We start from the raw sequence: 13,271 nt of genomic DNA, 5'->3' as shown, positions 1-13,271 counted from the left end.
ACATAAAACAAACAGAGCAGTTACTACTTATCTTGACTGACTCTAAATAATATTTTTTCGCATTTATCCGCTGCTATTTCTGGTGATCGTATTAATCGGGGTAAAAGATTAAGGATCAAAGGAAATGATAGAGCAATCTTTTTACGACTACACAATTCAATTCGGTATCTCTCAAAAGCGCTCCATGTTTGGTGGTACAGGGCTGTTTAAAGACGGTGCTATGTATGCGCTTATCAGTAACGATAGAGTTTTTATTCGTGGTGGCTGTGCTTTAGACGAGACGCTACAAAACCTAAATTGTGAAAAGTTTAGGCATGTTAAAAAGCAATCTACAGCAACCGTTAATTACTATGACATTACGGCGTTGTTTAATGAAAGAGCACCGATGCTAAGTGACTTAGTGCAGCGTTCCATTACTAATTCTGTTGAACAGCAATCGAGCAAAAAGTCTGTAGAAAATAGAAGACTTAGAGACCTACCGAATATGCAGCTCACGCTCGAACGTATGGTGAAGAAGTCTGGCATTGAAGATGTAAAAACATTCTTGGAGTTGGGTGCGCCGCAAGTGTTCAATAAAGTAAAAAGAACCTATGGCAATGATGTGGATGTAAAATTGCTTTGGAAATTTGCAGGGGCGGTTGAGGGAATACACTGGAAGTTGATTCAAGACCCCCGTAAACAGCAACTGCTACAGTACTGCTCAGAAATTGATTAAATAAAAAAGGTCGTGCTTAGCACGACCTTTTTCGAACCGTTCGCTAATAGCCTTAGAATGCAAAGCGAGCAGTAAACATAAGTTGATCACCATAGATATGGTTGATACGGCCCTCTAAGCCTAGTGAGAATAGTTCAGTTGAGTGGAAGCGACCATATACGCTACCCATCCAACGATCTTTATCACCAACGTTCAGGTAACCGGCTTTACCACCAATCTCAAGCTGTGGACCTAACCATTGGCGCACACCTAGGTTAACTTCCATACCTGTGTCTGTTTTGTGATGCTCACCGCTATCGTGGATGTGAGCAAGCATTTCACCAGTAAAGTCCGCCCAGTTATTTACCGGAGCGTGGAAGCCAACACCACCAGAAAAGTCGTAATCGCCTTCAAACTTAGAATCAATGCTACCAACGATATGAGCGTTAGGGTGGATTGACTTGCTAATTGCAGCACCGAATGTCATCGGACTTGCACCAATTCGAGCTTCAGCGTAATCATAGTTGAAGTTACTCATTGTAGCTCGTGGTTCTTCTTGGTTTGCAAACGCCTGCTGAGAAGTGATTACCATCAGAGCGGCTAATAGAGTTTTGCGCATAGTGTCTCTAAACCTTTTTGTTGAAATTAATTCCTTGCCCATAAGAAGCACGCGCGTCGCATCAAGCTTATGGCGACAATCATTATCGGAGTATGATAATCCAATTTGTGATTGATTCACCAATAAAAAGTGTCTTTAACGAGGGCAAATTCCCAAAAATTTACATTGTCATACAGATTTCAATCAAAACGTCCGCATTCTGTAAGGAATTAGTAACAGAAAACCTGAGAGTAGCCACGCTATAATTCCCACAACTACAGTCTGTTATAAAGTTATAGTTCACAGAATTAGCACTTGGGATAAAACTCGGTCATTCGCCAAAGCTCATTCGATTATCTGATAGGGCCTTAAAAATCCGTTCGGTGTCTAAGATTCGTCCCCAAGGGGCGAGGTTCTTATCGTGTTCTATCACAAAATCAGTAAGTTGCTGTTTAACTACTTCTCTCAGGTGATCGCCTTTCCATGGTTTACTAATGTAGAAATCAAGACAGGCATGATTGACAGCTTCTATTGTATCTTCGTGGCCTGCTTGTCCTGTTAGTAATACCTTACGACAGTGCTTGAACTCTTCATTTTCACTAAGCTCGATAAGGAAGCTGACGCCTGTTTGTTCCGGCATGATGTGATCGCAGAGAATCAATGCCAGTCTTGTACCATCTTTAGCGTGTTCTTGAATCACTTCTCTTGCTTCATCAACTGATTCAGCACCTTCGACAACAAAATGTTCCTCATAATCATCGAGGTCCTGTAGAACACTGTCCAACACTTCTCGCTCATCATCTACACATAGGATTAGGTATTCGCTCATCGTAATAGTCCTTATAATTTGTCATCGTTGTCGACAGGGATGAGTACAGACATATTGGTATAAACACCAACTTCAGAGTCGACTTCTATCCAGCCTTTATGTTGGTTCAAAATTTGTTGGCAAACAGAAAGACCGATACCCAGCCCGAAGTTGCCTTCTTTCTTGGTCGTGAAGTTAAGTTCGAATATCGACTCAAGTTGATCGGGAGGAATGCCAGCACCATTGTCGATAAACTGATACATGTTATATGGCGAACCTTCCCGAGCGACGCAGTCAGTCCGAATTGTCAGCTGCCCTTTTTCAGGGAGTGCGTCTAGCGCATTAGAAATAAGGTTGGTCCAAACTTGCTGCAAGGCGATGGGTTTGCACAGTACCGGTTGGAGCTTTCCATACTCTTTAATGAGAGAGTGCCGTTTTAGTCGGTTCTCAAAAATGACTAACGTATCTTCGATGCCTTCATGTAAGTCGACACATTCGTAAGATTCATTATCTGGTCTCGCATAGCCTTTTAGGCTCTTGACCATGTCGGCAATTCGTTGGGCACACACTTGAATAGAACGCAGAGTGGCCCCGGTTACTTGAAAGTTCTCAAGTTTATCTAGCTCACTCGTTAGCTTATCTGGTGACAGCGTTGCTTGCGCTAAAAGCTGTTCATTACCTTGTAAGTTGAGGTTGACCAGTCGTTTGGCTAGTCGGCGCTCTTTGAGCGTCTCTTGAAGCTTTTTAGTTCTTGCTCTTATTTCCGAGGTGGAGAGTGGTGTGGAGTGTCTAGCTTGCTCAAGGACATTCAATCCGAGTTCAAAAGTGGCTGGGTCATGGTTTTGCTTAAGTATAGAATCAATTTTCTCTGAAACGGTCTCTGCACCTCTCAAAATCGCAGAAACTGGGTTGTTTAGCTCATGGGCAACACCTGCGACAAGCTGCCCTAACATTGCCATTTTTTCTTGTTCTATGAGCTGTTGATGGGCCGATTCCAATGATTCCAATGTCTTTTGCAGCTCGAGTTTAGTATCAATACTACGTTGTAAGCGACGGTTAAAGTGTCTCAGCAACAAGTTAGTGAAGAGTGGCAGTAAGTCGGTATTAGAATGCATTACTTGAGTGAATACCTTTCTATCTAACTTAATAACTTGCGTTGCGGTCAATGTCATAGCGGTTGAGAACGAGCATTCGCCAGTTACAAAAGACATACCGCCGACAATACCGCCTCGACTGTGTCGTACTACTTCACGCTGTTGACCTAACTCATCTTTTTTATACAGTGTCACCTGACCTTCGACGATAAACCACAGAAATTCATTAGGCTGGCCTTCAACGGTTAACAGGTGTTCGGGCGAATACTCTCTTACCGCACGAGTTTCGTCTTTTTCGGCAAAAAATCCCAAAAGAGATTCAATGACTTGGGCGGCGAGTTCTTTGTCTGATAGTTCATGAAAATCGTGAATAAAACTGGCCCGATAGGAATGCATTTTTTGGTCAATGTGGGCGCGGAGAATCTTCTGTTGATCGAGTACTTTGCCGTAATGAAGTAGGTTGTCTTTCTCGTGAGTAATAACGAATTGAGTGAGCTCTTTGACGACCGTTTTGTGTAACTCTTTTTGTTCTAAGGGTAGAGTAAGGCAGTGGTCTAGTCGTCCTTCGTTGACGGCATTTAAAATCGCTTGAACGTCTTGGAAGTTAGTTCGGCTCACCAGTATCTTTCGCGCTGATTGAGCATGACGAGTTTGTTCTAGCTGAACAAGAAACTCTCCACCATCGAAAAGACGACTATGTCTGGCAATTACCATCGCCAGCTGTTGTCCTTGAGCACCGATATATTGCAACAGTTCGTGTCCTTCACTGATGGACGTCACCAGATGAATATCAAAGTGCGACTGATAGAGAGACAGCTCAGTATCCAGAGTGTCCAAATTAATCAGATCATTGTCTAAACAGAGTACGGCGTATTGATTTCGCTTTGTCATGAACCTGCGCTATTCGATTCTCTCAACAGTAATTTTAATATATCAATAAAAAGCATGGGGTTATGAGAACTAGGTATGAGATTGGAGATCCTAGCGACTTGAGTTAGACTGAATGAAATATACTTCACAAAATGTCTTAAATACTCTATGAATCAATTGAAAAAATATGGCGCAATCGGCGGTGCAGTAGCGCTTGTTTTATGTTGGCCACTGGCTGTTGGACATATCGGGCAGCAAGTTGTTGAGGATGGTGTAGAGCAACTAAACAACGAAGGTGTCACAGCAGAGATTGTAACTTACGATCGCGGTTACCTTTCTTCTAACGTAGAAACACGCTACCAAGTTAACGATCCTGTTCTGAAGGAACAGTTAGAAGTGGATGGTTTGCCCACAGAAATTGTGGTTCAAAGTGAAATTAGTCACGGTTTATTCAGCTTAACAGCGAACTCGCATATCCAGAATTATCCTGATTTCCCTCTCGCGTTAAAAACAGTGACGCAGCTGAATGGTAATACTGAATTTGAATTGTCACTCGATAGTTGGAGTTATCAAGGAGATGATGCACAGAAAGTTAGCATGTCTATTTCTCCGTCAGTGGCAACAGGTACTGCAACCGTTCTAGGTCAGTTGACGTTCAATGCTAATATCCCTTCGATTCAATTGGATTTTGAAAACGGTGAACAACTGACATTAACAGACTTGTCTGCAAATGGTGTTGGGAAAAAAGAGCAAGGTTTTTGGCTTGGTGATCAGAGTGTGACGTTAAAAAACTTCACCATTCTCGATGAAATGCATACTAGCATTTTGAATATTGATGATCTTGGCTACACCTTCAAATCGTCTTTTGATTCTGAAGCGGATCGCATTGATACCCAACACATATTCAGTATGAGCAATATGAACTATCCGGATGGTGGTCAACTGAGCGACCTCAAGGTCGACTTTGCGCTAACCTCGCTAGATAGAAAATCATTCGAAGGACTGGTCGACTTGTATCAAACTAATCCAACTATCGCGCAAGCAGATATTACTACTTTAGCCCCTTTGATTGAGACGTTGTTTGCGCGTGGCTTTAACGTTGCGATGAACGACATGCACTTCAAAGTAGCGGACGATGAGTTCAAATCTAACTGGCTACTAAAAGTGCCTGAAGGGACTGAAAATGTATCACGTGATCCAAGTGTGGTGATGCCAGCGCTGACTGGTAACATGAACGCGTATATGTCAGAAGGCATGGTGAATGTTAACCCGATGCTTGCTCAAGGTATTGATGAATTGGTAGTGATGGAGATGGTGACGCAACAAGATGCAGGCTATCAAATGAAGGCTGATATTGAAGGCGGTCAACTGGTATTTGCCAATGGCCAGAAAATTCCACTAGTTGCACTTTTCTTGCCGCTCTTGATGGGGCAATCAATGGGGCAATAATCGCTAAGTGAGTACAAATTACACTCGTGATTAGAAAAGAGGTCTGATGGCCTCTTTTCTTGCTTTTTATCTCCGTAAAAACGTGATATTACTGGCACTTCTTTATGTATTTAGTCAGGAGTATAAAGGTCATGGAGCCGATTTCACAAAACGTATTCAATTTCAGTGCTGGTCCTGCTGGGTTACCTCGAGCGGTACTACAAAAGGCACAATCTGAGTTGCTTGATTGGAATGATTTGGGTACGTCGGTGATGGAAATCAGCCATAGAAGTAAACCTTTCATCAAGGTTGCGGATGAGGCTGAACAAGATTTAAGAGACCTGCTAAATATTCCTTCCAACTATAAAGTACTTTTCTGCCAAGGTGGAGCGAGAGCACAATTCTCTGCTGTACCACTTAATTTATTGGGTTCAAAGACCAAAGCAACTTACATTGACGCAGGTTACTGGGCCGAAAGTGCGATTGATGAAGCTGAAAAATACTGTACACCTGTCGTGCATAAAGCGAAGACAGAAATAGATGGAAAAATTGCGGTTCAACCTGTGAGTGAATGGGTCATTGATGCCGACTCGGCATACGTTCACTTCTGTCCAAATGAAACCATCGACGGTATTGAAATCAATGAACTACCGCAGACTGATCTACCAATTGTAGCGGATATGTCTTCGACGATTCTTTCACGTCAAATCGATGTGTCTAAGTACGGCGTTATTTATGCGGGCGCGCAAAAGAACATTGGACCTGCCGGTATCTGTATTGCGATTGTACGCGATGATTTGCTTGATCTAGCCAACGATGTCCTACCGACATTTTTAAATTACAAAGTGCTCGCTGAAAAAGACTCTATGTACAACACGCCGCCAACTTTTGCGTGGTATTTGTCTGGTTTAGTGTTTAAGTGGCTGAAAGAGCAGGGCGGTGTTGCTGCAATTGAGAAGATTAACCGAGACAAAGCGGCGATTCTTTACAATCACATTGATGCTTCTGACTTCTACCACAACAATGTACACGAGAACAACCGTTCGCTAATGAACGTGCCGTTCCAGCTATCAAAACCTGAACTAGATGCTAAATTCTTGGAACTGGCAGATGAACGTGGTTTGCGCGCACTGAAAGGCCACCGCGCCGTAGGTGGTATGCGCGCATCAATCTACAATGCGATGCCGATCGAAGGTGTACAGGCGTTAGTGGATTTCATGAAAGAGTTTGAAGAGCAGTTCGCTTAAACGGTACTGACTATTTCTAATAAAGCCGAGCAGTTAAGCTCGGCTTTTCTTTTGGGTAAATGGCAATTTTCTCTCTTATTAATATTATCTATTGTGTCCATAAATAACCCAATAAATAGGACTCAGTAATTATGCACTGATTCACAGCTTCATCGCTGACAACTCGTTTATGCTTGCTATGTGTGCATCACTGGATCGGTTTATGGACATTATCTTATTAGCAAGTTTAATTGGGCTGAATGGTTTATTTGCCATGTCAGAAATCGCATTAGTGGCAGCGAAAAGTGGTCGACTGCGAAAAATGGCAGAACGACAGAAATCTGCGCAACTTGCGTTAAAGCTTAAAAATAACCCCACATTATTCCTCTCTACTATTCAAATCGGTATTACTGCAATCGGTATTCTCAGCGGGATATTTGGTGAGGCAGTTTTATCTGCGCCCTTGTCAGTCTGGTTGCACTCAAAAGGCGTAGACCCTGAACTTGCGAATATTTTGGCTACAGCAAGCGTAGTTATATCGATTACTTATTTCGCAATCGTCGTAGGAGAGTTAGTTCCAAAGCGGCTTGCGCAAAACAACGCAGAGCGAATTGCTATTCTCGTTGCCTATCCAATACATTGGCTATCATTATTAACCAGCCCTTTTGTTAAGCTTTTATCGGTATCCACTGATGCGGTGCTTCGTCTCCTTGGTCAAAAGGAGGGACAAAGCGATTGCGTGACCGAAGAAGACATCATTTCTTTAGTGCGAGAAGGTTCAGAAACAGGCGCTATAGAACAGCAAGAATTGGTGATGATCCGCAATTTATTGCATCTAAATGATAGAGCGGTAACGTCACTTATGACGCCCCGTAGCGACATACATCATCTTGATATAGATAAACCAATTGAACAAGCACTCAAAGAGCTTAGGCAAACCAAGCACTCTGTATGGCCCGTGTGTCGTGGCGGTCTTGATAACATCATTGGTACGGTATCTTCAAAGAATCTATTGGATGAGTATGAAGTGCTTTCGGCGGGTAAACTCGCGAAAATGTTGCGTAAGCCAAGATTTGTTCCTGAATCAATGAAAGGATTAGCTCTTCTCAACCACATGCAGCAAACCAGCTCTGAGATGGCGTTTTTAGTTGATGAGTATGGTGACGTCCAAGGGTTAGTTACTCATTATGACTTGCTTAAGTCTATTGCTGGGGAGTTGGGGATGGCTCCGCAACAAGTTTGGGCTAAGTTGCTTGCTGATGGAAGTTGGATTATTGATGGATTAATTCCAATCAATGAGCTGAAACATAAGCTGGATATTCAAGAACTAGAGGGAGAGTTTGATGAGGGCTTCCAAACCTTGAACGGTTTTTTGTCCTGGCAGGTTGGGAGTGTGGCAAAAGCCGGGACACACATTTGCTATCAACAATGGGACTTTGAAGTACTGAAGGTTAAGAATAATCGCATCACCCAAGTAAGAGCACACAGAGTGTGTGGAACTCAAGATTCAGAGAAACAGGATAAATAGAAAACTGTTGCCATTAAAATTAAGTGGATGAAAAAGCCCGCTTCAATATGTTAGTGACATAGGGAAGCGGGCTTTTCGTATGGTGAATATGAATATTAGCCGTTAAAGCGTTTGATGCAGTTCGTAGTATCGACCTTTCTCGTCAAGAAGCGCTTGGTGCTGGCCGTACTCCAAAACTTCACCGTCTTCGAGTAAGCAAATGGCATCAAACGTTTCTAAATGCACTAAGCGGTGAGTGATGAAAATAACCGTTTTACTGTTAAAGTGTTGGTCAAACAACTGCATGATTTGTTGCTCAGTTTTTTTGTCTAAGCCTTCAGTAGGCTCATCAAGTAATAAGATCGGCGCATCATGTAGCAGTGCTCGTGCGATACCAATACGGCGCTTTTCGCCACCGGAAAGTTGACGTCCGCCATCACCCAACCATGCGTCCAAGCCATTGCCTTCAGCCAAATGTGCCAAGTCTACTTTATCTAGAGCAGCGATAAGCTCATCATCAGAAGCGGACGGTTTCGCCATAAACAAGTTATCACGTAGTGTGCCATTCAAGATGTCGACTTTCTGGCTAACAATGCTAGTTGCTTCACGAAGTTGACGTTCACTCCAGTTTTGAATCTGAGCACCGGCAAGGGTAATCTTCCCTTGGTCGACATCCCAGTAACGTGAAATGAGCTGCAACAGCGTTGACTTACCTGAACCAGTTTGACCAACAATAGCCAAACGATGTCCACCCTTCACAGAAAGTGACACATCGCGAAGTGCTTTTTCGTTAGCGTCTGGGTAGCTAAAGCAAACGTGATCGATATCTATGGAGTACTCGTTCGAATGCGTCACAGGATCGTCAGGGAAGGTGACTTCCGGCGTTGCTAGAATCACCTCATTTAGTCTCTTGGCGGAGGTCAGCGTCTGACCTAGATACTGGAATGCACCTGCAATAGGCATAAGCAGTTCAAAGCTTGCCATGGTCGCAAAGGCCATTAACGCGATTAGAGGATCAGGTTGATTTCCACCCACGCCATCCGCTGCTAGCCACAGCATCAGTATGAGCAGCCAACCATTAGCAAGAATCAGCAGACCCTGAGCCATACCAGATATTTTTGCATGAACCAACTGATTGGTAATCAACTTGTCTTGCGCAGTCACAATAGCTTTTCGGTAGCGAGATTCAGCGCCAAAAAGCGTCAGTTCACTATAACCTTGTAACCAGTCTAAGGTACGAATGCGAAGCTCAGCTTTATTTAGTGTTAACGCTTCCCCATTCTTGCTTCCCAAGCGGTAGAAAACGATTGGCCACGTGATAAGCAGCAGCATTAGAATTGCGCCAAGCGTGAGGCCTAGCGTCATGTCAAACCAACAAAGAACAGCGGTCAGACATAAGATACCAAATACACCGACGATAATTGGGCTAACAAGACGCAAATAGACGTGGTCCATGGCATCAACATCTGCCACAAGACGGTTGAGCATATCCGCATCGCGAATGTTGACGGCTTTACCGGGAATAAGCGGCGCTAACTTGGTGAAAAAGAAGATTCGAAGATCGGTGAGTAGTTTGAAGGTAGCGTTGTGGCTGACTACACGTTCACCCCAACGTCCAGCGGTGCGCGCCATTGCCGCGCCACGTACACCGGCACCTGGCAACATATAGTTAAAAGTTTCGCGAGCAATGGTTAAGCCTGCGACCGCAGCCGCAGAAATAAACCAGCCTGATAGAGTGAGTAGGCCAATGGACGCAAAAAGTGTTGCAAAGGAGAGAAGCATACCCAAAGACAGGCCAAACCAATGCTTTTTATACAGTTTTAAGTAAGGGAGTAAATCACGCATCTAAATTCCCCTTATCTTGAGCAACGGATGATTGATGGGCAGACAACATGGTGCTGAATAAGCCATCTGAGTCTGAAAGCGAATCATAACTGCCTTGTTGTTCCAGACGGCCTTGATTCATCACTAATATGGTATCTACGTTCTTTAGTTGAGAGAGCTGGTGGGTGACCATCAATGTCGTTTTACCTGCGGTACTGGTGTGTATACCTTGAGTAACAAGACGTTCACTTTTGGCGTCCAGACTTGCAGTCGGTTCATCTAGTAACCAGAAGTTACCGTTTTGTACCATTGCTCTTGCTAACGCGATACGCTGAGCTTGACCGACCGAAAGACCTCCGGAACGATCGGTAACTTGATAATCCAAACCATGTTTTTCGACAAACTCAGCCGAGAACGACGCCAAAAGAGCATTGTTGACTTGCTCTTGGTTAACATCATTATTACCTAGGGTGATGTTGTCGCGAATCGTTCCATGAAGTAGCAGTGGGTTTTGGCCAACCCAGCTGATGTTTTTACGCCAGTCGGTTTGGTTGAGGTCTTTAAGTTCAATACCTGCCACTTTTAATGAACCTTGATAAGGCATAAATCCTAAAATGGCGTTGACCAAACTGGTTTTGCCTGCGCCGCTCGGGCCGACTAACGCAGCGGCTTCGTTGGCGTTTATTTTGAAGCTAATTGGACCGACAAGGCGAGTCCCCTCAGGGCTGAAAACTTCTAGATCTATTGCTTCGATAGAGATGCTTTGAGGGTGAGAAATGTTCTGACTGCCCTGTGGTAATGCGGTAACTTCTGTATCCAAGAACTCGACAATACTTTCTGCTGCACCGACGGCTTGTGCTTTAGCATGGTAGAAAGTACCTAAGTCGCGCAGTGGCTGATAAAACTCAGGCGCTAAAATCAAAATGAATAAGCCAGCGAACAAGGTAACGCCGACACCATAATGACCAAAGTTAAGCTCACCAATATAGCTGAAGCCAAAATAGACGGCAGTGATGGCGATGGAGATTGATGTGAAGAACTCCAAAACCGCAGACGAAAGGAAAGCAAGTCGCAATACATCCATTGTGCGTTTACGAAATACTTCAGACGCACCACGTAGTACCTCTGTCTCAGTTTCTGTGCGATTGAAGAGACGAATTGTTGTCATGGATTGCAATCGGTCATAAAAGTGACCAGAAAGACGTTGTAAAGCCTTAAAATTTTTACGGTTAGCGTCGGCAGCCTTCATTCCGACGAATGCCATAAACAGAGGAACAAGTGGTGCGGTGACAAGGAAAATCAGACCGGCAGCCCAGTTGATAGGAAATACAACAATAAGGATGATAATAGGGACAGCAACAGCGAGGGACATTTGCGGCAAGTACTTAGCGAAGAAATCTTGCATTTCTTCCACCTGTTCAAGAACTAGCGTTGCCCATGTGCCGGCAGGTTTGCCTTTTATATAAGTTGGTCCTAGTTCTCGTAACTTATCAAGGATGAGCTGCCTTATGTAACAACGTATCTGCTCGCCGCATTTGAATCCAGCGATTTCGCGCCCCCAAGCACATCCAGCACGCCCAGCAACGGCTACTAGTAACCCTAAGAAGTGCGGAATGAGTTCATATTTGTCGACATGCTCAATAATGAGTTGGTGCAATATTGTGGCGATAAGCGCAGCTTGCGCTAGCAAAAACAGGCTTGAAAGAACGCCAAGGCCAATCGCAATAGCGAGCCAGCGTTTAGCAAGCTTACTTTGCGTCTTGAGCCAATTATTCAAGCTCCGTTGTTTTTTCTTATCCATGTAGAAGGCTTAATGAGTATTATTATTAGAAGAAACGGCGATTATACAAAAAGAAACCCACAGGGCATACCTATGGGTTTCTTGTTTTCAAAAATAATGAGACGAAATGTTAAATTTATGACTGTGCGTCTAGGAAACGCTCAGCATCTAACGCTGCCATACATCCTGTTCCGGCTGAAGTAATCGCTTGGCGGTAGTTATGGTCCATCACGTCTCCAGCAGCGTAAATACCGGGAATACTTGTTTGAGTAGCATTGCCTTCTAGGCCGGATTTCACAACAATATAGCCGTTGTTCATTTCAAGCTGACCTTCGAACAAGTCAGTATTCGGCTGATGACCAATGGCAATAAATGCACCCATAACATCGATGTGTTCAATTTGTTCTGACTGTGTGTCTTTAATTCGTACGCCAGTGACGCCCATATCATCACCAACGACTTCTTCCAACGTGCGGTCGGTATGCAGGACGATATTGCCTGACTCTACTTTGTCCATCAAACGCTTAACGAGAATCTTTTCCGCACGGAATGTGTCTCTACGGTGGATTAGGTGAACCTCTGAAGCGATATTCGATAGATAAAGAGCCTCTTCAACAGCGGTATTGCCGCCGCCAACAACCGCAACTTTCTGGTTGCGATAGAAGAAACCGTCACATGTCGCACAAGCTGAAACGCCACGTCCTTTGAACGCTTCTTCTGATTCTAGGCCAAGGTATTTGGCTGATGCGCCCGTTGAGATGATAACTGCATCGGCAGTATAGCTCTGAGAGTCGCCAAACAACTTAAACGGGCGAGTACTGAAATCGACTTTATTAATGTGATCGAAGATCATCTCGGTCTCAAACTTCTCAGCGTGCTCTTTCATACGATCCATTAGAGCAGGGCCCGTCAATCCTTCGGCATCACCTGGCCAATTTTCCACTTCAGTGGTCGTTGTGAGCTGTCCACCTTGTTGCATTCCAGTCACTAGAACAGGATCGAGGTTGGCACGTGCCGCATAAACAGCCGCGGTATAACCAGCAGGGCCAGAACCTAAGATAAGCAATTTACAGTGTTTTGTGTCAGCCATTTTGTTGTCTCACTTCAGTCATTCTTATTGCACCTTCTATCGGTGCATCTTAATTACCTAATATATTGGGGTTACGGTGAATTAATCAATACTAGATTTGTGATAACTGATGTCATTTTGAGCAGTTAGTTGTTAATCGAACGCATCAAATGCATATTTTCCATTTGTTCCGTCCGATTAGAGATAAATACTAGGATTGATAATCTAGATGGTGGCTAACACTTTAACGATTCACCTTTGCAAAGACGATGAGTTAATAGTTATTTTTGCCATAAATCATTGTTAAATAACATAATATTTTCTTGTCTAGTTAACAATGCTAGGTTTTTAGTGGGTTGAAAACGATAATTAG

10 protein-coding genes are annotated in these 13,271 nt (G+C 43.8%); 4 read left to right on the top strand and 6 right to left on the bottom strand.

What is annotated here, in order from left to right; genetic code table 11:
- The first annotated feature begins 124 nt into the window (after positions 1–124).
- Positions 125–715: a TfoX/Sxy family DNA transformation protein gene (locus tag HOP38_RS09325; RefSeq protein WP_006074730.1), complete on the top strand. Its 591-nt coding sequence runs from the start codon at positions 125–127 to the stop codon at positions 713–715.
- Positions 716–767: 52 nt separating this feature from the next.
- On the opposite strand, the gene HOP38_RS09320 is transcribed toward HOP38_RS09325, so the two are convergent.
- The 3 genes from HOP38_RS09320 to HOP38_RS09310 all read right to left on the bottom strand — a co-directional run bounded on the left by HOP38_RS09320 (position 768) and on the right by HOP38_RS09310 (position 4,085).
- Positions 768–1,313, bottom strand: a complete 546-nt coding sequence (locus HOP38_RS09320; protein WP_006074729.1) for a hypothetical protein — start codon at positions 1,311–1,313, stop codon at positions 768–770.
- Positions 1,314–1,623: 310 nt separating this feature from the next.
- Positions 1,624–2,121, bottom strand: coding sequence for a response regulator (locus HOP38_RS09315; RefSeq protein ID WP_062459398.1), 498 nt, complete (start codon positions 2,119–2,121; stop codon positions 1,624–1,626).
- A gap of 11 nt (positions 2,122–2,132) precedes the next feature.
- Entirely contained in the window at positions 2,133–4,085 is a 1,953-nt protein-coding gene (locus tag HOP38_RS09310; protein ID WP_198557924.1) for an ATP-binding protein, read from the bottom strand.
- 147 nt (positions 4,086–4,232) lie between these two features.
- Here HOP38_RS09310 and HOP38_RS09305 point away from each other — a divergent pair, with 147 nt between their 5' ends.
- The 3 genes from HOP38_RS09305 to HOP38_RS09295 all read left to right on the top strand — a co-directional run bounded on the left by HOP38_RS09305 (position 4,233) and on the right by HOP38_RS09295 (position 8,246).
- Positions 4,233–5,513: a DUF945 family protein gene (locus HOP38_RS09305; protein ID WP_198557923.1), complete on the top strand. Its 1,281-nt coding sequence runs from the start codon at positions 4,233–4,235 to the stop codon at positions 5,511–5,513.
- Between the two features lie 131 nt (positions 5,514–5,644).
- Complete coding sequence (gene serC, locus HOP38_RS09300; protein ID WP_242456519.1) at positions 5,645–6,739, top strand: 3-phosphoserine/phosphohydroxythreonine transaminase; 1,095 nt, start codon at positions 5,645–5,647, stop codon at positions 6,737–6,739.
- 202 nt (positions 6,740–6,941) lie between these two features.
- A complete protein-coding gene (locus tag HOP38_RS09295) occupies positions 6,942–8,246 on the top strand; it encodes a hemolysin family protein (RefSeq protein ID WP_423250084.1) in 1,305 nt (434 codons plus the stop codon).
- A gap of 102 nt (positions 8,247–8,348) precedes the next feature.
- Here HOP38_RS09295 and cydC read toward each other — a convergent pair whose 3' ends face one another.
- From cydC to trxB, 3 genes are all read right to left on the bottom strand, one after another.
- Positions 8,349–10,070 carry a heme ABC transporter ATP-binding protein/permease CydC gene (gene cydC, locus HOP38_RS09290; RefSeq protein ID WP_198557920.1) on the bottom strand — a complete coding sequence of 574 codons (1,722 nt, stop codon included), beginning with the start codon at positions 10,068–10,070 and terminating at the stop codon, positions 8,349–8,351.
- A complete protein-coding gene (gene cydD / locus HOP38_RS09285; RefSeq protein ID WP_198557919.1) occupies positions 10,063–11,850 on the bottom strand; it encodes a heme ABC transporter permease/ATP-binding protein CydD in 1,788 nt (595 codons plus the stop codon). Before cydD ends, cydC begins: the two co-directional genes overlap by 8 nt.
- A 115-nt stretch (positions 11,851–11,965) precedes the next feature.
- Positions 11,966–12,919 (bottom strand): thioredoxin-disulfide reductase, encoded by a 954-nt coding sequence (trxB, locus tag HOP38_RS09280; RefSeq protein WP_107307306.1) that lies wholly within the window; start codon positions 12,917–12,919, stop codon positions 11,966–11,968.
- Between the last annotated feature and the right edge of the window lie 352 nt (positions 12,920–13,271).

It is taken from the genome of Vibrio mediterranei (genome assembly GCF_013364395.1).
GTDB classification, from domain to species: Bacteria; Pseudomonadota; Gammaproteobacteria; order Enterobacterales; family Vibrionaceae; genus Vibrio; species Vibrio mediterranei.
Note: the sequence above shows the minus strand (reverse complement) of the source record. Positions and strands in the feature narration are given on the sequence as shown.